Genomic DNA, 26,103 nt, shown 5'->3' on the forward strand with positions numbered 1-26,103 from the left:
GTTATCCTTTCCCAACATGAACATTTTTTGTGGATTTTACGTATTTACTTGTTTTTTAGGCATAGAAATACAAATCTACATTCTTAATATAACAAACTAACTATTAACAAGAAATAGCAATGTAATGAGTTATACATTCCATACAAGCTAGTTCAATTTATTAAAAACTTATTAAAAGATTCTCATACATTCAATAAAAGGGTGGCTGGAAATGATTTGAAACAATTTCCAGCCACCGTAAAACACTATCGGCAAATTACTCTATTCTGCATCACCCAAATCATCGTAGTCATCATGACTGGTATTTCCCAGTTCCACGTCGAAATCTGTCATTGCCGCCATCCACTTAGCAAAAACTACGTCCCCGCGCTCCACTAACTGCCGGTGCAGATTCTTCGACAAGTCGGTACGCACTTCCCGATAGGTAGGTGCATCGTAAACATTATTCATCTCATACGGATCGTGCCGTAAATCGTAAAGTTCATTTACTGACTCAGGGTTAATCACCAGCTTAAAGTCCCGGGTTCGCAATCCTCTTTGCTGTAACGGGAAATGATGCCCGTGGAACTCTAAAATGATGTCTTCTCTCCAGTTAGGCACTTCCTTACCGCGAGTAAGATCAACTAAGGAACGCCCGTCCTCAACTTTAGACGCGTCTAATCCAGCCAAATCCATAATGGTGGCAGGGACATCTAAAAGCGAAACGAAAGCACTATTAGACCCGTGATGAGAAATCCCTGGAATATGCACCAGCATGGGGATATTGTAAATATCCTCATACATAGCGGGGCCCTTATCGTTTAATCGATGTGCGCCGGTAAACTCCCCATGATCGGCAGTGAAGAATACGGCAGTTTCATCTGCCAGACCCAACCGCTCTACTTCAGCTCTAATCAATCCTATTTCATTATCAATTAAAGCCACATACCCCCAGTAAACGGCGATGAGCTTCTTCCATTCCTCGTTAGAGAAAGAAGAAGTGGACCAGTAGGTAGCGTAGTTAGCTTGGATCGGTGGTTTGCCAACTAAAGTATCCCCAAAGGATGGTGGAAGAGTAACTTTTTGTGGATCAATTAAATCAAAGTACTCATCTGGAATCATGTACGGCAAGTGCGGCCCATAGTAGTGCAGGTCTAAACAAAATGGTTTCCCATTTTCCTTATAGTCTGCAGCGTACTGCCGCAATCGTTCTATGGCGCGTTCAGTGAGGAAGCGTTCAAAGGTAGCTTCTACCGGTTGCTGCAGGCGTCCCGCCAGCGTATGTCCCGGACGGCCCCCCGGTAACACTCCTTTAATTGGGTCTTTAATTTCTGGTGGCGGGTAGCCTTTTTCTTCAAGCCAAGCGCGGTAAATCGGATTATTTACCGGGTTCACTGCGCCGATGAATGAATCATCGTCCATTCCAAATTCGTCAGGTAGGTGGACTTCTCCGGCGTGGAATTTCCCCACAATTCCTACGTTGTAGTTATGGTTGCGTAACTCTTGGGTATAGGTCCAAAAATCTGGGGTGATATCTGAGGTGTAGACGATATTCCATTCGTGGTTTGCAGCTACCTTATGTTTAAAGGGGGCAAGGCCTGTTAGGAGTGAGGCGCGCGCCGGAGTGCAGATTGCAGTTGGCGTATATGCCTGCGTAAAGGCGAATCCCTGTTGCGAAAGAGCGTCTATATGGGGGGTTTGCGCGTGCGGGTTTCCGAGGGCGCCGATAGTATCGACTCGGTGCTGGTCGGTTACAATCACTAAAAAGTTTGGTATACGAGGGGAGTTTTCGCTCATGTTCTTCTTCCTACAAATTAAGCTAAGTTAGAAGATTTTGATGTTTTCGAGGGCGGTAATTCAACCGAGAAGTTAAACCACCGCCCTCGGAAAAATAATCGCGAGGATTACTTGCCAGCTGCTTCCTTCAATAGGTCAATCTTGAAGTAACTATTTGGTTCCAGCAGGTCGCTTTCTTGGACTTTGCCGTTCTTTACGAAGAAGGCGCCCATAGTTTTCAACCAGTTCTCAATGGTGCCGTTTTCCCATAGTTCAAGCTGTTCTTTGGAAGAAAGTACCTTGATGTACTTTGCTTCACCCTTTAGCTTTTCTACGTCTTGGCCTGAGAGGGCGGCTACCAGTTCTACTGTCTTATCTGGGTTTTCTGCGCGGAAATCGAGGGCTTCTGCTAGTACTTTTTCAACTCGTTTTGCCAGTTCTGGGTTTTCTTGATCCAGTCCTTTGCGCATAACGATTGCTGAGGGGAAGGCCATTTGGTCCTCGAAATCTTTATCTTCTGCCAGTTCTACCAGGTCGGGCACTTGCGCTTTAATGGTGTCTACCATCGGGTACCACAGGCCGGCAGCATCAATTTGTCCGGCTGAGAAAGCGGAAACAACCGTACCGGGGTCCATGGGGACGCGTTCAATATCGGCAGTGGTCATCCCTTCTTTTTCTAATGCCAGAGTTAAGATGGTGTCTCCGGAAGTGCCTTCTGGTACGCCAACTTTCTTTCCTTTAAGGTCTTTAATGGATTTAATACCAGGTTGGGCGATGAGCCGGTCGGCTTGAGAGGTGGCGATTAGGCAGGCCATATCGGCTTTACCTGAGGCGGGTAGCCAGAAAGCCCCGTTGCCGATATATCCGTAGTCAAGGTCTTTGGTTCCCAGAGCTTGAATCTGGAGAGGGCCGTTTGTGAAAGTCTTTAGGTTTACTTTGAGATTGTGTTTTTCCCAAAGTTTCTGATCGTTAGCAATGGCGATGAGGGCGGTGCCGTTTAGGTCAGGAATATACCCGAAGTTCACTTCCATCATTTCTGTTGCGGTGCCGGTGGTTTCAGGTTTTGTTTCTTTCGTTTCTCCGCAGGCTGCCATTGAGAATGAGAGGGCAGCTACCGCTACGAGGGCGGTGAGACGACTTAATTTCATTTCGATTCTCCTTTGAATTTCTATGTTTTGTAAGGTTTTACTGGGGCCCTACTGGGCCGGTGTAAGTATGATTGGGGTCTTGGTGGTAAACGGCTTTCCAAATCCGGTTACGTAGTTGCGCGAACTCTGGGGAGAGGCGCATTTCGTCGGTTCGCGGATAGGGTAGGTCGATGGGGATGATGTCGTAGATGCGTCCAGGTTTGGCTGCCATGACCACTACGCGGTTGGCTAGGAATACGGCTTCATCTACGTCGTGGGTGATGAACATGACGGTGCGTTTATCTTGGCTCCAGGCTTCTAATAGTTGGGATTGGAGTTGCACGCGGGTGAGGGCGTCTAATGCGCCGAAGGGTTCGTCCATGAGGAGGATCGAGGGGTTTACGGCGTAGGCTCGGGCAATCGCACAACGCTGTTTCATTCCTCCGGAGAGGGTTTTGGGCAGCGCATCAGCGAATTGAGTTAGTCCCACCATTTCGATGAAATGTTCAGCGATTTCGCGGCGTTGTTGTTTGTTGATGTCTTTGCGGGAGCGGAGTCCAAATTCGACGTTTGCGCGTACGGTGAGCCAAGGAAATAGTGCGTACTGTTGGAAGATTACGCCGCGTTCAGGTGAGGGCCCATCGACTTCTTTTCCGTCTACGGTGACGCTTCCTTCTGAGGGGGTGATAAGTCCAGCTAAGAGGTTCATCATAGTGGATTTGCCACAACCTGATGGGCCTACGACGGTTACGAATTCTGATTCGCCTAACTCTAAAGAAACGTGGTCTAATGCTTGGAAGTATTCTTTGCCCAGGCGGAATACTTTAGAGACGTCGTTGAGGATGATTTTATTCGGTTTGGTAGTCATTAGGTTACATCCTTTCCTGCCAGCCGGTTAGCTTATTTTCGGTGAACAACAAGATGCGGTCCATGATTAAGCCAAATACTCCAATGGTTACTAGAGAAACGAAGATGGTGGGCATATCGTAGTAGATTTGCGCATTTTGCATTCGGTAGCCGAGGCCCACCGATGCGGCGATAAGTTCTGCGGCTACCACTGTTGCCCAGGCGGAGCCTAAACCAACTCGCATACCTACCAAGATGAATGGCGTAGAGGCGGGAACTACAACTTTGGCGAAGATTCGTCCGTCGCCGGCTCCCAGGACGCGGGCGGCGTTGATTAGAGTTTTGTCTACGTTAATTACGCCTTGGAAAGTTGAGATTACACAGGAGAGGAAGGCGGCTAGGAAAATAACGAAGATTTTTGGTTGTTCGCCGATTCCCATTAAAACGATGGCCAGAGGAATGATTGCCAGTGGGGGGACGGTGCGGAAGAACTGAATCCAGGGTTCAAAAAGTCCGCGAGCGGGAACGTACCAGCCCATGAGGAATCCGACGGGGATGGCTAGGGTGGTTCCTAAGGCGAAGCCGGTGAGTACGCGCGCTAGTGAGGCGAGGGTGTCGCTCAGCCAGATTCCGTTTGAGAGCATGGATCCGAAACGTTGAGCTACTTCCATGGGGGTGGGGAGATTTATCCCGAGTTTTGCGAGCGCCCACCACATTCCGATACCACCGATGACGGATACGATGTTTAGGGTGAGTAGTAGGCGTTTTTTGCGTGCTTCCTCAACTTTGGGGTCACGCATTTGTGAGTCTTTGGCCGGTTTTTTAACGGCTTTACTCATTGTGATCTCCTTTCCACAATAAATGTGAAGAGAATGTTGGTTCTTCTTTGAATCCAGGTAAATCTACGGTGATTTACTTACCTACAGAAATAGCTTAATAAGAATTATTTTGTATTACTTAAAATTCATAATTAATTTAAGTAACCATATTATTAAGCGCGAAAATTAGGGTAATGAATGTACAAGATCCGCTAGAATACCATTTATGTAATCTAAAAAATACAAAAATAGTTAGATTAACCCCTCCCCCACTCAAAGGTACGTCCTTATGAAAAACCCCCCAAAAACCGCAGTAAACACCCAACATTTCAACGAAGAAAATCCCCAACCCACCCCCCAGCGCCAAACTATCGTTAATCTTCTACACACCCAGGGGCCACTAACTCGTCAAAAACTGGTAGAAATAACCGGTTACACCAGAGCCACCGTGAGCACCCTGGTAACCCAACTCCAAGAATGCAATGCTCTTTTAGCAACCGAAACACAAAAAACCAGTGGCAGAGGCCGCCCCACCCAACTACTGGCCCTCAACCGCGACTGCCCCCAATACATTGGGGTTGCCATCCAAAAACTCCGCGGCACAGCCACCATCCACAACGTTATTCACGAACCCCTACTCAGTATTGAAGTACCCAACCCCAGCGGAATAATCAGCTTAGAAATCCTAGAAAAAACTGTCCGCGAACTATCCGTAAGCGCCCGCCAACACGGACTCAACCTCCACCACCTACAAGCAGTCGGATGCGCATTTCCAGGTCTACTACCTAACCAACGCCTCAACGTCTTACCCAATACCGACAGTCGTGAACTAGCCTACGCCTTCGAAGCCTTCATAGAAGACTGGTTCGGTTACAAACCAATTATTGACGGAACCGCTCGGGTAGCCGCCCTCGCCGAACTACGCCACCGCCCCGCCCTCACCGACTGCCTCTACTTTCGCGTCTCTGACGGCGTAGCCATGACCCAAGTAGTCGCTTCAAACCTGGTGACCGGCACCTACCGACTAGCCGGAGAAATCGGACATATCACCATAGACCCCAACGGAATCCCCTGTTTTTGCGGCAAACAAGGCTGTTTGGAAACTATCATTTCCAACCCCGCACTTTGCCGCCAAAGCAACGTCCCCTCCACCTACGTGCTTTTACAAGAATGGTCTGCAGGAAACCCCCAGGTACGCACCCTACTCACACAGGCAATGCGCATAGCCGGAGCCGAACTTGCCCACGCTGCACTGATTACCGACCCCGGTTCCATAATTGTCTCGTGGAACCTCACCCAACAAATCCCCGAACTATTCACCATCTTAGAAGAATCAATCCGCAATGGACTCTTACCCGCCCTGCGCCGAAGTATCCAAATCGAACCGGCAATCCTCCCCGAAGTTACCTCTTGTTCCCGCGGAGCAGCCTACCTTGCAGCCATGAAATAAAACCAACCACAACAACACTTGAAGAAACTAAAAAACTAAAGCCACCGCAGTTGCCGCCCCAACGCCAGCCAATAAAGCAGAAAAAATAAGCGTAAGCACATAAGGTTTTGCCCGCTGCGAAAGAGGCGCCCCCACAAATGAGCCAGCCATCGAACCAGCCATAAAAGCAAAAACAATCAGCCAATCAACCTCAATCGGCTGCCCCCACCGCGAAACTAACCCAGAAAAAGCCGCCAAAATCATGATCAGCAAAGACGTACCTGCCGCTTCGCGAATGTTAAAACCCAAAACGGTAATCAAAATCGGCACAATGATGAAACCACCACCCAGGCCCAAAAAGCCAGTTAAAAAGCCCGTAACCAAAGCAGCCAGAATAACTACCCCCAAGGCTTTGCGCTCACCAGAACGCTCACTCAAATTACCGCGTTTAGCTCTCCTAGCTTCAATAAGGCCCTTGCGAAGCATCACCACCGACATGAGGGAAACCATCACCGCAAAGCTGGTCAGTAAAAAAGTTGCAGACACCCAGCCGGCAACTCGCGCCCCAAAAACTGAACCACTCATCACAATAGCTGCAAAAATCAAACCCTCTTTATAACGTACGTTGCCAGCGCGAATCCGACTAGGCAAAGCCGTCAGCGCAGTTGCCAAAACAATGGCGAGCGACCCCATAGCTGCCCCGTGCGGAGACTGCCCCAACAAATAGATCAAAGCGGGGATCGCTAAAATTCCGCCGCCGGCACCGAGGGCGCCCACAACCGTACCTACAGCAAGGCCAACAATAATCGCAATAATGATTGATTCCACGTTAAAAGTTGTACTACAGTTTTCCCTTCAGAAGCAAGAAGTCAAGCAGAGCATAAAAATCCCGACCTCAGCTGAGGTCGGGATTTTCGATTTAACTAACTAGGTAAACTAGCTTAAGTTACTTAATCTTGGTGCCTGCGGAACCGAGACGTTCACATGCTTCAACTACGCGAGCTGCCATGCCAGCTTCTGCAGCTGCACCCCAAGCACGAGGATCGTACTTCTTCTTATTGCCAACTTCGCCGTCAATCTTCAGAACACCCTCGTAGTTGGTTAGCATCCAATCAACCACTGGGCGAGTGAATGCGTACTGAGTGTCAGTGTCTACGTTCATCTTGATAACGCCGTTAGCCACAGCGGTAGCAATTTCTTCAGCAGTAGAACCGGAACCACCGTGCATAACCAGATCGAATGGGCGATCGCCAGCACCGAACTTTGCGCCAACTTCTTCCTGAATAGTACCCAAGAGTTCTGGACGCAGCTTAACTGCGCCTGGCTTGTAAACGCCGTGTACGTTACCGAAAGTCAGTGCGGTTAGGTAACGGCCCTTTTCACCCAAGCCCAGGGCTTCAACAGTCTTAATACCGTCTTCAGTGGTGGTGTAAAGCTTTTCGTTGATTTCTGCGGTCACGCCATCTTCTTCGCCACCAACAACACCAATTTCAACTTCCAAAATGGTGCGTGCACGGTAAGCCAGATCTAGCATTTCCTGAGCAATCAGCAGGTTTTCTTCCAAAGGCACAGCAGAGCCATCCCACATGTGGGACTGGAAGAAGGGGAGACGACCAGCTTCAACTTCAGCGATTTCCAGAGCCAACAGTGGCTTAATCCAGGAATCCAAGTTGCCCTTAGAGCAGTGGTCGGTGTGCAAAGCTACGGTAACATCGTAGTTCTTTGCGATTTCACGAGCGTATGCTGCCATTGCCAAAGAACCAGCTACACGGTCCTTCACAGTGGAACCGGACCAGTATTCTGCGCCACCAACAGATACCTGCAAGATACCGTCAGATTCAGCTTCTGCGAAACCACGGATTGCTGCGGTTAAAGTCTGAGAAGAGGTAACGTTAATCGCTGGGTAGGCAAACTTGCCTTCCTTAGCGCGGTCGAGCATTTCGTTGTAGACCTCAGGGGTTGCAATTGGCACTTCCCTGCCTCCTTGATCAAATAGGTGATTTTTACTTAATAATTGTCCCACACTTTGACAACTTTTTGGTAGACAGAAAGGCCCGTTAAAACAAAGTCGCTTCTCACACCAAACAAAGACTGACAAACCCTTGCATTTAGGGCATTTCCCCACCCTAAATGCTTAGACAAACCGCCCTCGGGAAATTTTTAACGGTGCTGCAACACCCAAGCCCACATCGAGATTGCTGCCGCATGCCCCACATTCATTGAACGAGTCGAACCATACTGGGTAATATGCACCACCTTTTCAGCCGCCTGCGCCATCTCTTGACTTAACCCAGCAGATTCCTCCCCCATTACCAGCACGCAATTTTGCGGCAGCTGAGTCTCTTCGAGGGCGGTAGAAGCCGGAATATTATCCACTCCCACGATCCTTAAACCAGCGGAACGCATAGCTTCAGTGAAGGTTTCCACATCCGGATAATGGTGAACTTGCAGATAACGATCCGTCACCATAGCGCCACGACGATTCCACCGACGCCGCCCCACAATATGCACGTGGCGGACTCCCATAGCGTTTGCGGTACGCACAATCGAACCGATATTAAAATCGTGGCTCAGATTTTCAATCGCCACTTCCAGCCATTCGCCGCGGTTGTTCACCGCATTCAGCTCAGCAACAATCGCGTCCATCCGCCAGTAGCGGAAATGGTCTTCCACATTCCGATAGTCGCCGTTTTCTAACAGCTCCGGATCGAACTGTTCGCCCGTAGGCCAGTTTTCACGGCCTCCCGGCCAAGGACCCACGCCTACTCCTGGCTCTGATTGGATCACCACAGATTCAGTTTCTTCATTCACCTTTCGACCTTACCACGGGATTCGATTCTCTCTAAAGCAATCCCCCCAAAGGTACGTGCTTGTGTTTTTAAGCCACCAAAGCCTATTTCCCCCAAAGGTACGTGCTTGTGTTTTTGCCTGCATTTACAAGGCTATTTCTTCAAGCACGTACCTTCAAAACTGCGCGAACTAGCTAAAAATTACTAAGCACGTACCTTTGGGAGGGTGGGTGCACTTACAGAACATAAGCAAAACGTCCTCGGAAAAATTCCGAGGACGTTTTTTCGCAAACTAAATAAAACTATTTAACTCACCGCGCGAATACCACTACCTAACTGGAGTAAAACGCACAGCCGTTCCAGTGATCGAAACCATCAGCATATTCCCTTGCCCCATCGTAGTGTAAGCATAGCGAACCCCGACAATTCCTTCGGCTCCCATTCGATGGGCCCGCGCAACCATTTCGTCATAGGCAGACAAACGCGCCTTAATCAGCTCATTCTCATATCCTTCAGCGCGGCCACCAAAAACGTTACGCACGCCCGCCCCGAAGTCTTTGAGGGCGTTAATACCAGCTACAGTTTCGCCTGAAACTACCCCTAAATATTGGCTTACGGGGTAGCCTTCAACCTGGTCAGTTGTTGTTACTAACATAATGATTTCCTATCGTTAAACCGTTTACAGTAATACCCGCTAGTTGAATCCCAATACGGCGGTGGAAACTCGATAGCCAACTATCGTGATATGTTGCCCAATCCGCCCTGGGATAGAAATTCCTCTTCCCAATGGGCCTCTTGAAAGTGAACGGTAAATATCTGGGCGTTCATTCTTCACCTTTGCCCACAGCAGTTCACGCTGTTCCAAATGCTCTTTCGAACCCGCCAAAATCAAAAATACCGAGAGCGCCGCAAAATTAATCCGCATGTAATGAATCATGTATCTAAATAAACGCGGGTGCAGGTCCTCTTTCCTTGGCATCGCATCCACCAAAGCGTTATTGACTCGCTGCAGCTGGTCAGTGCGCGTGATCATCACTTTTTCGTTGACAGACTGGTCATCGCGCCCAATGAAATAACGGTAAAGATCTACATCCACGTACCTTAGGGTCTTTACGTATGGAAGTGGCACGAATGAGTAGATGAAGTCCACGTAGAAAGTATTTTCTAAAATCCGTAACCCACTGTCGCGCACAACTTGGGTGCGGAAGGTGACGGCGTGCATCATCAAATACTGTTCGTAGCGCAGGCGCCCGAGAGATTCCCAGCCAACAGTTCTTCCGACTGGGAGGGCGTTGCGGTAGCGCATTACCGCTTTGCGGTCTCGCCCTTGTTTTTCGTAAACATAGTTGGTGACCAGCATATCGAGGGTTTCACCGCGCGCGATTGAGTCATTCAGTTCGGCGAGGACGGTTTCCATGGCTTCTCGATTTACCCAGTCGTCTGAATCGACAACCTTTAAGTAAAGTCCCGTAGCGGCAGCAATTCCTGTGTTTAATGCCCCTCCGTGCCCTTTGTTTTCTTGTTTACAAACGCGAATGTTCTGCGGGTATCGTTTCGCCCACGCTTCAGCCAGTTCTTGGGTGCCGTCTGTTGAACCATCATTAACTACGATTACTTCAACCTGATGCTGGTAATCGACCAGCGTTTCCAAGCAACGATCCAAATATTCTTCAGAATTATAGGCTGGCACTATGACACTCAGAAGCGGTTGTTGAGACTTAGCGCCCCCTTGATCAAGGTCAGTGTCTGAATGAGTCGCTGCCATATCTGCAGTTTTTTCCATGTCTAGAGAAGTTTTTTCTGTTTCCACGTTTTTAATCATGCCCAATTTTTAAGCGGTTTTACGAAATTTCAGGAGAAAAATAGCAATTAGTGGGCGTTTCAACATTTTGTGGAGCCACTTTCAAGAAGGAGTTGAACTGTTCTAATTCTTGTGTTTCCTGTTGGGCGCGCGTTTGCGGACGCAGTTAAACGCAACAAGGTGTTCTTATAGCTCAAAACTTTAAGTTCTTTCTTAAAGGTAAATTATCCTCAGTCTATTCCATAAAGCTGGCGACCAGTTGAGCTTGCTTAACTGCCGTACCGATTTCCATTAGCGTAGTTACTGGGGAAGTAGTATCTAAGACCACTATGGGGCAAATCGTAGAAACACCTTTTGCTTTAGTGCCTTTAGTGTCCCATTTGACGATTACTTGCCCTGCTTTTACCTCGTCGTTTTCAGAAGCTACTACACTAAAGCCGGCTCCGTTGAGTTTCACTGTGTCGATTCCCAAATGAACCAGCACGGTTAGGTCATCTTTCACGACGATAAACGCATGGGGAAGCACCTTAGCTAGCGTTCCAGAAATTGGGCTGACTGCTTCAACGCTTTCACCAATTTCTGGTTCTATTGCAAACCCGGGGCCAACGATTCCTTCAGCAAATACTGGGTCTGGAACGTCAGCTAAAGAACGCATTACGCCGTTTAATGGAGAGGCGAGCTGCGTCATGATTACATCAGGTCTTTAATGTCTTCTGCGATGGTGTCTGCCTCTGGGCCAACTACCACTTGAATGGAGTCAGAAGCGTGAACTACCCCGTAGGCGCCAGCTACTTTCAAACCGGCTTCATCGACAAGAGTTTCGTCCTTAACTTCAACGCGAAGGCGAGTTATACAGGCTTCGAGATCTTTGATGTTTTCTGCTCCGCCGAGTGCTTGTAGAATTTGATTTGCCTGGCTCATTTTTACTCCTAGACTAGCTTCATCTTCTCTGATAGGTATTCTATGGTCTAGACCATTCTTGTTTGCTTCGATGCAAATGGTTTTCTAATAGATAATCAGCTTATTTACTGGCAAAACTACTATTTTAGAAACTCACTTACCTACTATTCTATAGTGTAATTTAGTTTATTCCTCTTTAAGCTGGTCAATTACCTCAGCTAACAGGTTTTCAGCTTCGGGACCAACGATAACTTGCACGGCACAACCAAGTACAGTTGCCCCGTGGCAAAGTGGTTGGTGCAGTTTCGTTGCATCAACTTCGGTAGCATCTGCCACTTCAAAACGAAGCCGAGTAATACAAGGTTCTACAGCTAAAATATTGTCAGTTCCCCCTAAAGCGGCGATAAGCTGCGCGATACGTTCAGTTTCGTTCATTTTTCTATCCTTTAATAACGAGCTTTCTTTTCGAGATCTATTTTTTGCGGCTCACAGTGGCAAAGGGTTGGGCGATGGGAACCCAGAGTTTGTGCCTGTCTCCGCGGTAAAAAGATTTAGTCAAACAGATGAGTTGGTGGTCTGCGTAGGCACGTCGATTTACCAGCAGCCCAGCCGCACCGGGTTCTACTTCCAAAAGATTAGTAAGGTCTTCATCTAAAACTATGCTTTCAATAACGTCCTCGCCCCAGGTAGGAGAGTAACCGCGCGCATCTAGTTCTGCGTAAATCCCTTCAGGAGGGTGCGGGATAATAAATCCCGGCAAAAGGTGGGCGGGGAGAAGGGCTACTTCAACACACATGGGAGTTTCGTCTGCGAAACGAAGTCTACGAATGGCGTACAGGTTTTGTCCGTCTTTAAGTCCAAATACGGTAGCTTCTGAAAGCGTGGGGGTACGTTCTTCACAGTTTAAAACCCGTGTGGCTGGCACCATGCCTCGCATCCGCATTTCTTGAGAAAAACTGGTGATGCGCAATTGCAGATCTAGCTTTTCGTGGGCAACAAAAGTTCCTTTTCCTTGGATTCTCTCTAATTTTCCTTCTGCTACAAGCTCGCCAATGGCTTGCCGCACGGTCATGCGGGAGACCCCGAATTTTTCGCATAATTCGCGTTCTGAAAGGACTTTGTCACCAGGTTTAAGCTCCGTTGCAAAACTGTTGACAAGATAGTCATATATTGCTTGGTATTTCACAGTTTCTATCATATCTTCCCCAAGGTACGTGCTTAGTGTTTTTGAATTTATAAAGGTACGTGCTTAGTGTTTTTAAGTTTTTAAGTGGCAGAAAATCCCGTATTTTGGGCGATTTTTGCAAGCACGTACCTTTGGAGGGTTTCTGCGCACCCCCTCCTTGCACTCTTAAATTATTTTCTTGCACAAATGTGCACGGTGGGGTAAGTCGCTTGACTGACCCATTTACGAGACACAAACTAAAAAAGACTGGTCTAGACAACCGTTAGCTGCGTGAACCTTCGCAACCAACATGATTTCTCTCAAGGAAGTGAGAATAAAATGTCAAAAACCGAAGTACCTGCACACACAGAACCTTCAGCGATACAACCACTTCACCCACAGCTACAAGACACCTCTCCCAACACAAACTCTGATCAGCAAACAACCGCCCCCTAACGCCCTCGGAAAAGAAAATAACCAACTTTCCCCAAATAAACCACACCGGCCAACGAACCAAAACCACACGCAACAAACCCAGCGCAATAAACCCCGCAAGCCAAACGCACCAGAAAAAGATAATCTAAGGACCAACATGACCGCATACACCGGCACCCCCGTAGTTTCAGGAAAAGCCTACGCCAAAGTACTCTGGGCCAGCCCCCAAATCCAACTAGGCACCTGCACCACTTTCCTCACCCCAAACCAACACGAAACCGCTTTCGAAGCCTTCCGCAACGCCGCCCAAAAAGTCTCAGACAGGCTCTTTGAACGCTCCGCAGAATCCGTAGGCACCCCCTCAGACATCCTCGCAATGGCAGCCACCCTCGCCACCGACCCCGGCCTCGAAGAACGCGTAAAAAACTACATTTTCAACGAAAACCTCCCCGCCACCTACGCCACCGACAAAGCCGCCCACGAATTCGCTGACACCCTCCGACTAGCAGGCGGATACCTAGCCGAACGCACCACTGACCTGCTCGACGTAAAAAACCGCATCATCGCCGTCCTCCAAAACAAACCCGAACCAGGCATCCCCCAACTCAACGAACCCACCATCATCTTCGCCGAAGACCTGGCCCCCGCAGACACCGCCGGACTCAACCCCGAAATGGTAAAAGGATTCGTCACAGTCCTGGGCGGCCCCACCTCCCACACCTCAATCATCGCCCGCCAAATGGGAATCCCCTGCATCGTAGCTGCCCGCGACCTACAACAGATCCCCCAAGGTACGTGGGTACTAATCAACGGAGACTCAGGTGACATCTACACCGACCCCAACCCCGAATACGCCACCGCAGAAGTTACCCAAGACAACGTCTTAAGAGAACGCGCCCGCAACTGGCAAGGCCCCGCCCAACTTGCCGACGGACATAAAGTACAACTCCTCGCCAACGTCCAAGACGGAACCTCCGCCGAAAAAGCAGCCCGATTCCCCGTCGAAGGAGTCGGCCTACTCCGCTCAGAACTCGGCTTCCTAGCCACCTCCACCGAACCTTCCTTCGAAACACAACGCGACTTCTACACTTCCGTATTCAATAAATTCCCCAACCACAAAGTAGTAGTCCGCACCCTTGACGCAGGCTCAGATAAACCCATCGCCTGGGCCTCACTAGACGACGAAGAAAACCCCGCCCTAGGTGTACGCGGAATCCGCGCCGACGGAGTACACCCCCACATTCTGCCCACCCAAGTAGCCGCCGTTGCCGCAGCCGCCACCGGCCGAGAAACACACACCTGGATCATGGCCCCCATGGTCTCAACCGTGGCAGAAGCCCGCTGGTTTAGCTCCCTGGTAAAACCCTACGGATTAAAAGCCGGAGTCATGATCGAAGTCCCCTCAGCTGCCCTCATGATTAACGAAATCTTCGCAGAAGTCGATTTCGTATCCATCGGCACAAACGACCTCACCCAATACGTGATGGCAGCAGATCGCCTAAACTCACACCTAGCCACCTACACCAGCCACTGGCAGCCAGCCGTGCTACGCCTCATCGGACAAATCACCGCCGCCGGACAAAAAGCAGGAAAACCCGTAGGAGTCTGCGGAGAAATGGCAGCCGACCCATACCTTGCCTGCGTCTTAATTGGCTTAGGAGTAGATTCACTTTCAATGGCCGCTCCCACCGTAGGGTCAGTGGGCGTACAACTATCCGAAGTCACCTTGGAACAATGCCAACTAGCAGCCCAAGCTGCCCTAACTATCGCTGACCCAGACAAACTAAGAGAAAAAGTCCGCGAAATCCTCAGCTGAACCCCCTCTCCCCCAAAGGTACGTGCTCACATTTTTCACTGAAAAATCAACAAAAACCTTCCAAAACATAGGTACGTGGTTGCAGTTTGCATCTTCTGCAACAGCAACCACGTACCTACCCGCAAATTAAGTTAGGATAAAACTAAAAGACCACACGCACCGCCCTCGAAGGAGAAAAACGTGACCCTCAATGCCATCCGCTCCCTAGACGAACTACCCCCCGTAACCGCCTGGCTAACCGACATGGACGGAGTATTAGTCCACGAACAACACCCCATCCCCGGAGCACAAGACTTCCTGGACACCCTAAGAGAACTAAACCTTCCCTTCCTAGTTCTCACCAACAACTCCATCTACACAGCACGCGACCTCTCCGCCCGCCTAGACCACTCAGGACTACAAGTCCCCGAAGAAAACATCTGGACCTCCGCCCTGGCCACCGCCACCTTCCTCTCCCAACAATCCCCTCGCTCCACCGCCTTCGTTATCGGAGAAGCCGGGCTAATCACCGCCATGCACGAATGCGGCTACGTCATGACCGACCACAATCCCGAATTCGTAGTCCTTGGAGAAACCCGCTCATACGACTTCGCAGCCATCACCCACGCAATTCGACTCATCGAACGCGGCGCAAAATTCATTGCCACCAACCCAGATGCCACCGGCCCCTCCCAAGAAGGAACCCTCCCCGCCACCGGAGCAATCGCCGCAATGATCCAAGAAGCAACCAACAAAGCCCCCTACTTCGTAGGAAAACCCAACTCAATCATGTTCCGCGCCGCCCTCAACCGATTAGACGTCCACTCAGAAACCACTGCTATGATCGGCGACCGTATGAACACCGACGTACAAGCCGGAATCGAAGCCGGATTAAGAACCCACCTGGTACTCACCGGCTCCACCAAACGCGAAGATATTGAAAACTACCCCTACCGCGCCTACCAAGTACACGAATCAATCGCCGACCTCGTGCCACTGGTCCGCGAAAACGCAAAAGCCGCTGGACTAATCTAACAAACCACCTAAGAAAATACCTCCGCAACTTAAAAACAAAGGTACGTGGTTGCAGTTTTGAAAACTCAAACTGCAACCACGTACCTTTAATAAAAATATGAAAACTAAACTAAACTAAACCAACCTAAACTAAACCAATATCGCTCAAACTTAACGCAGCCAAATACTTATAACCAGCCGCTTCAATCTTTTCCTTAGCTCCCGTATCACGATCAACCACCACAGCAACCGCCTCAATAATCGCCCCCGCAGCCTCCAACGCTGCAGCCGCTTCCAACGGAGAACCACCCGTAGTAGAAGTATCTTCTAAAACAACTACCCGACGCCCCGTCACCGAAGGACCCTCAATCTGGCGTTTCATACCATGATCTTTCGCCGCCTTACGCACCACAAACGCATCAACAGCTAACCCACGTGAAGCCGCCGCATGCAAAATAGCCGTAGCAACCGGGTCAGCACCCATAGTTAAACCACCTACCGCATCAAAATCATACGGGGCTAAATCATTATCTTCCAACAAGTCCAACATCACGTGCCCAATCAACGGAGCAGCCTCATGATGTAAAGTTACCCGGCGCATATCAACATAAAAATCAGATTCCAAACCTGAAGCCAAAGTAACCTTCTCATGGATAACAGCGTGTTCTTTAACAAGTTCAGCCAAACGGGCTTTGCGAGGATCATTAATCATAACCCCAGTCTATCGAACGCACTCACCGTAAGGTACATCATCACCACAATCTGAGCTCGATTCTCACAAACTACATATCTCAAAGAAGAAGAAAAACATGATGATGTACCTTCAGGTGAAAGTGGAAGAAAAACGCAATGACGTACCTTGCGGTAAAACGAAACGCCACTCGCCCCCCTACCACTCACAGTAGTTTCACAAAGGCCCCTTCGGAACGCTTAAACATGAGGCAAACGAGAAGTAACTTCCCTCACCAGCCAGCGCGGAGCTAACTTCGTAACTGTTGTAGACAACTTATAACGCAAAGTAGGAGTCACCAGAACCCGACCAGCCCGCACTGCCTGCAAAGACTGCCCTACCACCTCATCAGCTTTAATCCACGCAAATGAAAACACATTCGAAGTATCATAACCAGAACGCTCATGGAAAGCAGTTGCAACCAATCCCGGCATAACTGCCGTAGCTGTCACCCCCGAGCCTTTCAGCTCTACCGCCAGCCCTTCTGTAAAAGCACGTACCCACGCTTTATGCGCTGAATAAGTTCCCATACCAGTATCAGAAGCCACAGAAGAAACATTCAAAATCGCGCCTCTTCCCCGAGCAACCATTGTCCGCGCCGCCGCGTGCGACAACTCCATCACCGCCGTAACCATCACATCTAACGCAGTTTTTTCTGTCTTGAAAGATGATTCTAAAAAAGTCACATCCTTCCCATAACCCGCATTATTTACCAACAATCCCACCGGGCGACTAGTGTCGGTAAGACGTTCACAAACCCTTGCTCGATCTTTCGCTTTCCCTAAGTCAGCAGCCATAACTTCCACTTTCACTCCCGTGTAGTTACGGATTTTCTCTGCTAAACGGTTAAGCACTTCTTCACGGCGAGCAACCACCACCAGATCATGTCCTGAAGCGGCTAATTGCCAGCAATATTCTTCTCCTAAACCGGAACTTGCGCCGGTAACTAATGCAATACCCATAGTTACTAGCCTAAATGGTTTTATCTCTAACGCATAGAGTGACAGATTTTTTGGAGGCAAGGTACATCCTTGGGTTTTTGGAGGTGGGGTACATCCTTGGGTTTTTGGAGGTAGGGTACGTCCTTGGGTTTTGAAGGCAAGGTACGTTCTTTGCTGCTTAAGTAATGGATGCTTCTGCTTGTGTTGGGTGGATTCTACTTTTGCGGTAAGTTTAAGCTATGAGAATAGTGACTTGGAATGTGAACTCTATCCGTACCCGGATCGATCGGGTAATTGATGTACTTAAACGCTGGGATATTGATGTTCTGGCCATGCAAGAGTTGAAATGTAAGCCTGAGCAGTTTCCTTACGACCGCTTTTTGGAAGCCGGTTACGAAGTTGAAATGGTGGGATTGAATCAGTGGAACGGCGTGGGAATTGCTTCTCGCGTGGGGCTTGAGAACGTGCAAATTGGTTTCCCCGGACAGCCTACTTATGAGGGGGTTTTAGAAGCTCGCGCTCTGGGAGCTACCTGCGGTGGGGTTGATGTGTGGAGTCTTTATGTTCCCAATGGTCGGGAGTTGAACCATCCGCATTATGTTTATAAGTTGGAATGGCTAACTGCATTACGTGATTATATGGTTGATTCCATGGGTGATAAGAAAGTTGCTTTAGTTGGCGACTGGAATGTGGCGCCTTTTGATCACGATGTGTGGGATATGCAAGCTTTCGAGGGCGCTACTCACGTTTCTTTACCTGAGCGGGAAGCTTTCCGCGCTTTTGCTGAGATTGGGATGACGGAAGTTACTCGCGATCGGGTTGATAACTACACTTACTGGGATTATCAAAAGCTCCGTTTTCCGAAGAATGAGGGAATGCGGATTGATTTTGTCTACGCTTCCCCTGCTTTAACTGCAACTTTATTGGATGCGCAGATTGATCGTGATGAGCGAAAGGGTAAAGGCGCTTCTGACCACGTGCCTGTAATCGTTGATTTCGCGGTTTAACTAGTTTTTAGGGTACGTCCTTGTATTTTCGAGCAAGGTACGTCCTTGTTAAATTAGTTAAGCACGTACCTTAGTTGTGTTTTGGAGTAGCCGATGATTCCCAGTTCATTAACTGCCGCTTTTCCTTTTTCTGTAGCGTTTTTTGACGCGGATGGGATTCGCTTTTCCGCGGGAGATTTGGGTTCTGAGTTTGCTTTTGCTTCGGTCACTAAGCTTTTGGCTTCGCGAGCTTTTTTAGTTGCCGTGGAACATGGTCTGATTGATTTAGATGATTCGATTTTGGTGGGTGAGCCGGCGCGTCCTACTTCTTTACGGCAGCTTTTAGCTCATGTTTCGGGGGTTTCTTTCGCGTCTGCGAAGCGCGCTGCTGAGGTTGGGGCGAAAAGGATTTATTCAAATTATGCGATTGATGTGGCGGCGCAGTGGCTCGAAAAACGTATTGACGTACCTTTTGGCGATTGGTTAGATGAGCAGGTTGTTGCCCCGCTTTTGTTGCAAGATTCTTATGTGGATGGTTCGGCTGCTCATGCGGGGCGTGGTTCGGTCCGTGATTTGGTTCGTTTTGGGCAAGAGTTGTTGGTGCCGCAGTTGATTTCTGATTCTTTGGCGCAAGAGGCTGCTTCTGTGCAGTGGCCGGGGTTGCGTGGGGTGACTCCAGGGTTTGGTCACTATGCGGATAATCAGTGGGGTTTGGCGATGGAGATTCGGGCGCGGAAAGAACACACTTGGTTTCCGTCTTTGTCCGAGGATGCTACTTTTGGTCATTTTGGTTTAGCAGGTTCTTTTTTGTGGGTGGCTCCAGAAAGTGGTTTTGGAGCGGCCTTTTTAGGTGCTGAACCAACGGGGGATTGGCATAAAACGCATTGGCAGCAGTTGAATGATTGGTTGATTTCTAACTTTGGTTAAAGAAATTTAGGGTTTTTCGGTTGCGATTATTTCCGAGGGCGAAGGTACGTCCTCATCTTAAAAGGTACGTCCAGGATTTATAGGTACGTCCCCACTTTAAAGGTACGTCCTTATCTTTAATAAAGAATTTTGGGGGGCGACTCTTATCGAGCCGCCCCCCAAAAAAGTAATATTAGTATTTCGGTTAGTGAACTGTGACGGTTAGTTCTCCTTCATTTTCGTCAACTTTCACATGGTCGCCGTCATTAACGCTACCGGAAAGGATTAGCTTAGCGAGTTTGTCGGCAACTTCTTTTTGTACTAGGCGTCGCAGTGGGCGAGCTCCGTATACTGGGTCATATCCGTTTTCAGTGAGCCATTGTTTCGCTGAATCGGAAATCTCTAGTTGAATCCGACGGTTTTCCAAGCGACGGCTAAATTCAGCTACTTGCAGGTCAACGATCTGACTAAGTTCAGCTTTGGTGAGGGGGCTGAAGATAATGATTTCATCAAGCCGGTTGAGAAACTCGGGTTTGAATGAAGCGCGTACAATATCCATGATTTTCGCTTGAGTTTCTGCTGGGTTTTGCATTGATGTACCTTGGGTGAGGTACTGCGATCCCAGGTTTGAGGTTAAGACGATGATGGTATTGCGGAAGTCTACTATGCGCCCTTGTCCATCTGTTAAACGCCCGTCGTCTAAAACTTGGAGCAAAATGTTAAAGACTTCCGGGTGAGCTTTTTCGACCTCGTCAAGGAGCACCACGGAATAGGGGCGTCGGCGCACAGCTTCGGTTAGTTGCCCGCCTTCTTCGTAACCGACGTACCCGGGAGGAGCTCCCACCAACCGGGCTACGGCATGCTTTTCTGAGTATTCACTCATGTCGATCCGCACGATTGCCCGTTCGTTATCGAAAAGGAAATCCGCTAAGGCTTTGGCAAGTTCTGTCTTACCCACTCCGGTTGGGCCTAGGAAGAGGAAGGATCCGGTGGGTCGGTTGGGATCTGCTACGCCGGCGCGTGAACGCCGAACCGCGTCAGAAACAGCGGTGACGGCAGCTCGTTGTCCGATTAGTCGTTTGCCCAGATTGGCTTCCATTTCAATAAGTTTTTGACTTTCTCCTTGCAACATTTTTCCGGTGGGGATCCCCGTCCAGGATTCGATTACTTCTGCAATCTCGGCTGCTCCGACGCGGTCAGCTACCAGTTGAGTTGGTAATGATGTACCTTCGGTGGGGGTGGTCGTTGATTTGTTTTCTGCTTCGGCAATGGCGGCTTCTACCGCGGGAATTTCGCCGTTTTGTAGGCGTCCTGCTTCTTCCCATTTGCCAGCTCGGATAGCGAGTTCAAGCTGGGTGTGTAACTCATCTAGTTTCACGCGGAGTTCACCAACTTGGTTTCGTCCTTGTTTTTCAGCTTCCCATTGGAGGGTTAGCTCGTTTAGGCGCTGGGTTTTGTCCGCTAGTTCGGCAGTTACTTTCTCAAGTTGGGCAGTTCCTGAAGCGTCAGGGTTTTCTTCTTCCTTCAAGTAGGATTGTTCCATTTTTAGGCGATCGACTTGGCGTTGAAGCGCGTCGATTTCTACAGGGGAAGAGTCTAGCTCCATGCGCAAACGTGAGGCTGCCTCATCAATCAGGTCGATTGCTTTATCCGGCAATTTCCGTCCGCTAATATAGCGGTCAGAAAGTTGCGCGGCAGCGATGAGGGCGCTGTCTGTGATGGTGATTTTGTGGTGTGCTTCGTATTTAGGGGCGATTCCTCGGAGGATTGCGATGGTGTCTTCGACACTTGGTTCGCCTACGAATACTTGCTGGAAGCGGCGTTCTAAGGCGGGGTCTTTTTCAATGTTTTCGCGGTATTCGTCTAGGGTGGTTGCGCCGACTAGGCGTAGTTCTCCGCGAGCGAGCATTGGTTTGAGCATATTTCCGGCGTCCATGGCGCCCTCGGATCCACCTCCGGCTCCAACTACGGTGTGGAGTTCGTCAATGAAGGTGATGATTTCTCCTTCGGCGGCGGAGATTTCGGCGAGGACGGCTTTGAGGCGTTCTTCAAATTCTCCGCGGTATTTTGCGCCCGCTACCATGGAGGCTATGTCTAGGGCGATTAGTCGTTTGCCTTTTAGCGAGGTAGGTACGTCACCGGTGATAATGCGTTGTGCTAGGCCTTCTACTACGGCGGTTTTTCCTACTCCGGGTTCGCCGATTAGGACGGGGTTGTTTTTGGTGCGGCGGGAGAGGACTTGTACAACGCGGCGGATTTCTTCGTCGCGTCCGATAACTGGGTCGAGTTTTCCGTTGCGGGCGACTTCGGTTAAGTCGCGTCCGTATTTTTTGAGGGTTTCGAAGGTGCCTTCTGGGTCTGGGGTGGTCACTGGTTGCGTCCTTAGGGTGTCCAGGGTTTGGGTTAGTTTTGTTTCGTTTACGTTGGCATTTGCCAGTATTTTCGCGGTTTGTTCGCTTACTTGTGGTTGGGCGAGGGCGATAAGTACGTGTTCGGTGGAGACGTATTCGTCTCCACGTTTTTCAGCGTATTCTTGGGATTTGTTGAGGGTTTTTACGATTGCTTTGCTGGTTTGGGCTTCGCGGGTAGTGGTTCCGCTGCTGGCAGGGAGATTCACGAGGGCGGTACGTGTTTGGCTGCCGATGGTTTTTAGGTCTGCTCCGCTGGCGTTTAGAAGGCTTACGGCGATGCCGTCGGTGTCTTCTAAAATGGCGTTTAGGAGGTGGAGTGGTTCGACGGTGGGGTTTTTGGCGGCGTTGGCGTGTTGTATCGCGTTACTGAGGGCTTGTTGGAGGCGGTTGGTTAGTTGCATTTTGGTTCTGCTTTCTTTTGTTTCAAGGTACGTGCTTGGTTAAAAACAGTAACCTTGAGCGTATCTGACTCAACTTTATAGGTTTAGTCTACTACGCTCAACTTTGTTTGTCTTGTAATAAACAGCGATTAACGCCCTCGAAAAAATGCAAGCACGTACCTTGCCTCGAAACTGCAAAACCGCAAAAAACCAAGCCTTACGGTTTAAACCACGCCTGATACAACCCGTAAAAATTCAAATTTCCCCAAGTTGAACAAGCCTCACTAACCCCAGATAAAGTCAGGTCACTCGGCTGATAAGGCGTGTAGTTATACAAACCTGCCGTAGCCTGATTCTCCACCCACACCGGCCGAGAACCACACGCACGATCTGGGTGAAAATAAAGCAAATTCTCTTGCTCAGCCTTCACCGCATAAAGCTGCGGGCGCAACCGGTAACGCTGAAACTGCTGCGCCGCCCCATAAACTTGATTCTCAAACCCATAAAACTGCTCATCACACTTCGCACTGTCCGGACACCCGTAACCCATCGCAATCTGATAACGCTCCGAAGTCAGTTTCCGCCCCGACGCAGTCAGCAATCCCTGCTCTTTTTGTAAAGTAACCAACAACACCTGCGGGTTCACCTGGCACGCCTGCGAAACCTGATAAATCACGCCCGCAGCATCCAAATATCCACCCGCCAACGGATAAGGACAGTACTGGCTCGCCGGACGCGGGTCCACCCGCACCGAAAAATCCGCCAAACAAGGAACATCACCATTCCCCACACACCCCTTATTCCACTCTTGAATAAAGGTACGTACTTGCGATTCGCTCATCGCATCCGCATTAAAAAACTCTGCGTCAGAAATTAAATTCCCCGGATTAAACCCCGCCAACTTTAACTGCGGAGTTCGCGGCGCACTCTGCCCACCCTCAGCAGGCAAATTAAAATGCGCAAATTCCTTTTGCATCTGCTCATAAAGATGAGAATACGCAAAATAACAAGCCACCCCCAGCCCCGCAAAAAGCAGCACTTTAAGTACATTCTTAAAACGCATAACCTACTGCTGTTCCAAACGCACTTTAATCTCAGCTAACAAAGCTGGCACGCTTCTCTCAATCGTCGCTAACGTCTCTTCAAAATCCGCTTGGTCACCATACCAAGGGTCAGGAACGTCCAAAACCCGCTCAGAAACAACTACTTCATTTCCCGAGGGCGCCCCCAAACCTCCCTGCGGATCAAAAGCTCGAAACATAACCAACCTACTAAAACCACCCTCATCCACCAAAGGAACACGAAAACGGTTTGCCAAACCCTCCACCGCTTGAAAATGACGGTACGTCATTGCCAAAATCAAGTCACACGAAAGTAAATCTTCCCCAGAAAGCTGCTTTGCACTGTGTTCTGGAAGCACGTACCCTGCGTTTTTCAACGTGCGTTGCGCTCGATAATCAATCGGATTCCCCTGCTCTTCAGCAGAAATTCCCGAAGAAACAACCTCAACTTCAAGACCAGCTTTTTGCAAATGCTCGTTAAGTACAATCTGCGCCATCACAGAACGGCAAATATTCCCAGTACACACCATCATCACACGGTACGTCATCGCCAAATCACCTTTCTAACAAAACCTCATTAAAACTAACGCCACCTACATCTAAAGGTTGTCCCTTAATAAACCAACACCGTTCACTCTCAGACACCACCACTTCCGCAGCTCCTACCAGCACTTCACGAGTCTTATCTCCCCTACGCGGCCCCGTAAAAACTAAAGGTACATCAACGCCCATTTCATCCATCACCTGCTCAGCCAATTTCACCACAGGAACTTCCTGCCCCATTTTTAACACGGCAGTCTGCCCATTTCGTGCCTTCCCAATAGATAAAAGCACCAGTTCGCAAGCTTCTTCTAAAGACATCAAAAACCTGCTTGCTTCTTCTGTAGTGATCGTCAAAGGCAAGCCCCTTTCAATTTGAAACTTAAACGTCTCAGAAACTGAACCGCGTGAACCCACCACATTTCCAAAACGCACATTGACGTACCTTAGGGATGAAGAACGAACACCGCCCGCATGAGACGAAATCGTTTGCTGTGCGCCCTCGGAAAAAGTCCTTCCAGCTTCTTTCTTAGGATGGGGATCTGTCTTTTGAATCTCCCAGCCGCCTGCAGCAACCTCAAAGCCTTGCCCCAACCCAGCTGTGGTAACTAACCGCTCAGCCAAATGCTTGGATTTTCCCAAAACCGTGGTCGGATCGGCAGCTTTATCAGTTGAAATATGCAAGAACGTACCTACGTTAAAAGCCTTAGCCAACGAAAGCAAATGCACCGTCCCCAATACGTTTGTTTTCCACGCTTCAGCGGGAAAACGCTCCAAGAGAGGCACGTGTTTAAGCGCTGCCGCGTGGATCACCACCGAAGGTACATACTTAGCGAAAACCTCCGCTAAAGCCTCCCTATCGCGAATATCAGCAAGCACAAAACGCTCATCCGAAAGCAAGCCGGTTCCCAAAAGCTCCAGCTCTAAAGTGTGCAAATGCGAACCATCTCTATCTAATAAGACAAGTTGCTCACACCCTAAGGAAAATAGTTTCCGCGCCAATTGCCTACCAACGCTTCCACCTGCGCCAGTAATCAATATCCGCCTATCTTTAAGAAAAGCTAAATCCATTTCCCCACTCATTAACACAAGCACGTACCTTCAAAACAGACGAAAAACGCTACAAACCTTACATTTTCTAATCCGTTATAAAACAGCTGGCCACCCCATATAGAGCGCCAGCTGCCTAAGAAACTTTACCTACTAGAAATCCCAGTCTTCATCTTCAGTCTCTTCAATATCACCAATCACATAAGAAGAACCAGACCCAGAGAAGAAATCGTGATTCTCATCAGCATTTGGAGACAAGGACGCTAAAATCGCTGGATTAACATCACAAGCTTCCGGTGGGAAAAGCGCTTCATAGCCAAGATTCATCAGCGCCTTATTCGCGTTATAACGCAAGAACTTTTTAACATCCTCAGTTAATCCCAGTGGATCGTAAAGATCTTCAGTGAACTTTTCTTCATTATCGTAAAGCTCATCTAACAAATCGAAAGTGTACTCTTTCAATTCTGCCTGACGCTCTGGGCTAGATTCACGCAGCCCTAACTGGTACTTGTAACCAATGTAGTATCCGTGCACTGCTTCGTCACGAATAATTAAACGAATCAAATCCGCAGTATTTGTCAGTTTCGCGTGTGAAGACCAGTACATAGGCGCATAAAAACCAGAGTAGAAAAGGAAAGACTCCAGCATCGTCGAAGCAATTTTCTTCTTCAACGGATCATCCGCCACATAATAGGAATTAACAATCTCAGCTTTCTTCTGCACTTGCTCGTTTTCTTCAGACCAACGGAAAACTTCGTTAATTTCCTGGGTAGAAAGCAAAGTAGAAAAAATAGAAGAATAGGAACGAGCATGGACTGATTCCATAAAAGCAATGTTCGTCAAAACAGCTTCTTCATGCGGAGTCCGCGCATCTGGAATTAACGAGATTGCCCCTACAGTCCCTTGCAAGGTATCTAACAAAGTCAAGTTAGTGAATACCTTATTGGTCATATCCTGTTCTTCGGGCCGCAGAGTATTCCATGAAGGAATGTCATTCGACAAAGGAATTTTTTCTGGCAACCAGAAATTACCGGTTAGCCGATCCCACACCTCTAAATCTTTTTCATCTTCAAGCTTATTCCAGTTAATAGCTTCAAAAACGTGCTTTCCTTCATGATGCAGCATGAGTCAACTCCTTTTTCCTTGTTGATTAAAGTATATCTACGCAGCCGCTGTTTTAAGTGCTGGACACCTGATCGTGAGACTATCTAATAATCTACAAAC

The 26,103-nt window shown here is 48.9% G+C and carries 25 protein-coding genes; 5 read left to right on the forward strand and 20 right to left on the reverse strand.

The features are described 5' to 3' along the window. Positions 1-261 precede the first annotated feature (261 nt). The 4 genes from NXS08_RS04790 to NXS08_RS04805 all read right to left on the reverse strand — a co-directional run bounded on the left by NXS08_RS04790 (position 262) and on the right by NXS08_RS04805 (position 4,567). Complete coding sequence (locus NXS08_RS04790; protein WP_259137890.1) at positions 262-1,776, reverse strand: sulfatase-like hydrolase/transferase; 1,515 nt, start codon at positions 1,774-1,776, stop codon at positions 262-264. 107 nt (positions 1,777-1,883) lie between these two features. Beyond that, positions 1,884-2,903, reverse strand: a complete 1,020-nt coding sequence (locus NXS08_RS04795) for an aliphatic sulfonate ABC transporter substrate-binding protein (RefSeq protein ID WP_259137892.1) — start codon at positions 2,901-2,903, stop codon at positions 1,884-1,886. Positions 2,904-2,940: 37 nt separating this feature from the next. Next, positions 2,941-3,750 (reverse strand): ABC transporter ATP-binding protein, encoded by an 810-nt coding sequence (locus tag NXS08_RS04800; protein WP_259137894.1) that lies wholly within the window; start codon positions 3,748-3,750, stop codon positions 2,941-2,943. A gap of 4 nt (positions 3,751-3,754) precedes the next feature. Continuing rightward, complete coding sequence (locus NXS08_RS04805; protein WP_259137897.1) at positions 3,755-4,567, reverse strand: ABC transporter permease; 813 nt, start codon at positions 4,565-4,567, stop codon at positions 3,755-3,757. A gap of 268 nt (positions 4,568-4,835) precedes the next feature. Here NXS08_RS04805 and NXS08_RS04810 point away from each other — a divergent pair, with 268 nt between their 5' ends. Continuing rightward, a complete protein-coding gene (locus NXS08_RS04810) occupies positions 4,836-5,996 on the forward strand; it encodes an ROK family transcriptional regulator (RefSeq protein ID WP_259137900.1) in 1,161 nt (386 codons plus the stop codon). Positions 5,997-6,023: 27 nt separating this feature from the next. On the opposite strand, the gene NXS08_RS04815 is transcribed toward NXS08_RS04810, so the two are convergent. From NXS08_RS04815 to NXS08_RS04855, 9 genes are all read right to left on the reverse strand, one after another. Continuing rightward, positions 6,024-6,803: a sulfite exporter TauE/SafE family protein gene (locus NXS08_RS04815; RefSeq protein WP_259137902.1), complete on the reverse strand. Its 780-nt coding sequence runs from the start codon at positions 6,801-6,803 to the stop codon at positions 6,024-6,026. A gap of 118 nt (positions 6,804-6,921) precedes the next feature. Next, entirely contained in the window at positions 6,922-7,947 is a 1,026-nt protein-coding gene (fbaA, locus tag NXS08_RS04820; protein ID WP_259137905.1) for a class II fructose-bisphosphate aldolase, read from the reverse strand. Positions 7,948-8,135: 188 nt separating this feature from the next. Further along, positions 8,136-8,786 (reverse strand): RNA methyltransferase, encoded by a 651-nt coding sequence (locus tag NXS08_RS04825; RefSeq protein WP_259137907.1) that lies wholly within the window; start codon positions 8,784-8,786, stop codon positions 8,136-8,138. A gap of 306 nt (positions 8,787-9,092) precedes the next feature. Then, positions 9,093-9,419, reverse strand: coding sequence for a YbjQ family protein (locus NXS08_RS04830; RefSeq protein WP_259137909.1), 327 nt, complete (start codon positions 9,417-9,419; stop codon positions 9,093-9,095). Between the two features lie 39 nt (positions 9,420-9,458). Then, on the reverse strand, positions 9,459-10,529 hold the full coding sequence (locus NXS08_RS04835; RefSeq protein ID WP_396232251.1) for a glycosyltransferase: 1,071 nt from the start codon (positions 10,527-10,529) through the stop codon (positions 9,459-9,461). Positions 10,530-10,800: 271 nt separating this feature from the next. Further along, positions 10,801-11,253: a PTS glucose transporter subunit IIA gene (locus tag NXS08_RS04840; RefSeq protein ID WP_259137923.1), complete on the reverse strand. Its 453-nt coding sequence runs from the start codon at positions 11,251-11,253 to the stop codon at positions 10,801-10,803. Positions 11,254-11,255: 2 nt separating this feature from the next. After that, on the reverse strand, positions 11,256-11,519 hold the full coding sequence (locus NXS08_RS04845) for a PTS glucose/sucrose transporter subunit IIB (protein ID WP_259138046.1): 264 nt from the start codon (positions 11,517-11,519) through the stop codon (positions 11,256-11,258). A 132-nt stretch (positions 11,520-11,651) separates the two neighbouring features. Then, a complete protein-coding gene (locus tag NXS08_RS04850) occupies positions 11,652-11,900 on the reverse strand; it encodes a PTS transporter subunit EIIB (protein ID WP_259137925.1) in 249 nt (82 codons plus the stop codon). Between the two features lie 37 nt (positions 11,901-11,937). Further along, complete coding sequence (locus NXS08_RS04855) at positions 11,938-12,663, reverse strand: GntR family transcriptional regulator (RefSeq protein WP_259137927.1); 726 nt, start codon at positions 12,661-12,663, stop codon at positions 11,938-11,940. 559 nt (positions 12,664-13,222) lie between these two features. Between NXS08_RS04855 and ptsP the strand changes: the two genes are divergently transcribed. After that, positions 13,223-14,881, forward strand: a complete 1,659-nt coding sequence (gene ptsP, locus NXS08_RS04860; RefSeq protein ID WP_259137929.1) for a phosphoenolpyruvate--protein phosphotransferase — start codon at positions 13,223-13,225, stop codon at positions 14,879-14,881. A gap of 243 nt (positions 14,882-15,124) precedes the next feature. After that, complete coding sequence (locus tag NXS08_RS04865) at positions 15,125-15,895, forward strand: HAD-IIA family hydrolase (RefSeq protein ID WP_259138049.1); 771 nt, start codon at positions 15,125-15,127, stop codon at positions 15,893-15,895. A 124-nt stretch (positions 15,896-16,019) separates the two neighbouring features. Here NXS08_RS04865 and pyrE read toward each other — a convergent pair whose 3' ends face one another. Next, positions 16,020-16,586 (reverse strand): orotate phosphoribosyltransferase, encoded by a 567-nt coding sequence (gene pyrE / locus NXS08_RS04870; protein ID WP_259137931.1) that lies wholly within the window; start codon positions 16,584-16,586, stop codon positions 16,020-16,022. 218 nt (positions 16,587-16,804) lie between these two features. Beyond that, positions 16,805-17,566 carry an SDR family oxidoreductase gene (locus tag NXS08_RS04875; RefSeq protein WP_259137933.1) on the reverse strand — a complete coding sequence of 254 codons (762 nt, stop codon included), beginning with the start codon at positions 17,564-17,566 and terminating at the stop codon, positions 16,805-16,807. 218 nt (positions 17,567-17,784) lie between these two features. On the opposite strand from NXS08_RS04875, the gene NXS08_RS04880 reads away from it, so the two are divergent. Continuing rightward, entirely contained in the window at positions 17,785-18,552 is a 768-nt protein-coding gene (locus tag NXS08_RS04880) for an exodeoxyribonuclease III (protein ID WP_259137935.1), read from the forward strand. Between the two features lie 93 nt (positions 18,553-18,645). Further along, positions 18,646-19,458, forward strand: a complete 813-nt coding sequence (locus tag NXS08_RS04885) for a serine hydrolase (RefSeq protein WP_259137937.1) — start codon at positions 18,646-18,648, stop codon at positions 19,456-19,458. A gap of 184 nt (positions 19,459-19,642) precedes the next feature. Here NXS08_RS04885 and clpB read toward each other — a convergent pair whose 3' ends face one another. The 5 genes from clpB to nrdF all read right to left on the reverse strand — a co-directional run bounded on the left by clpB (position 19,643) and on the right by nrdF (position 26,004). Continuing rightward, on the reverse strand, positions 19,643-22,249 hold the full coding sequence (gene clpB, locus NXS08_RS04890; RefSeq protein ID WP_259137939.1) for an ATP-dependent chaperone ClpB: 2,607 nt from the start codon (positions 22,247-22,249) through the stop codon (positions 19,643-19,645). A 196-nt stretch (positions 22,250-22,445) separates the two neighbouring features. After that, positions 22,446-23,291: a hemagglutinin gene (locus NXS08_RS04895; protein WP_259137942.1), complete on the reverse strand. Its 846-nt coding sequence runs from the start codon at positions 23,289-23,291 to the stop codon at positions 22,446-22,448. A gap of 3 nt (positions 23,292-23,294) precedes the next feature. Further along, on the reverse strand, positions 23,295-23,837 hold the full coding sequence (locus tag NXS08_RS04900) for a low molecular weight protein-tyrosine-phosphatase (RefSeq protein ID WP_259137944.1): 543 nt from the start codon (positions 23,835-23,837) through the stop codon (positions 23,295-23,297). A gap of 7 nt (positions 23,838-23,844) precedes the next feature. After that, positions 23,845-24,912: a polysaccharide biosynthesis protein gene (locus NXS08_RS04905; RefSeq protein ID WP_259137947.1), complete on the reverse strand. Its 1,068-nt coding sequence runs from the start codon at positions 24,910-24,912 to the stop codon at positions 23,845-23,847. Between the two features lie 120 nt (positions 24,913-25,032). Next, complete coding sequence (gene nrdF, locus NXS08_RS04910; protein ID WP_259137950.1) at positions 25,033-26,004, reverse strand: class 1b ribonucleoside-diphosphate reductase subunit beta; 972 nt, start codon at positions 26,002-26,004, stop codon at positions 25,033-25,035. Positions 26,005-26,103: the final 99 nt, after the last annotated feature.

The organism is Gleimia sp. 6138-11-ORH1 (genome assembly GCF_024814355.1).
Lineage (GTDB): Bacteria > Actinomycetota > Actinomycetes > Actinomycetales > Actinomycetaceae > Gleimia.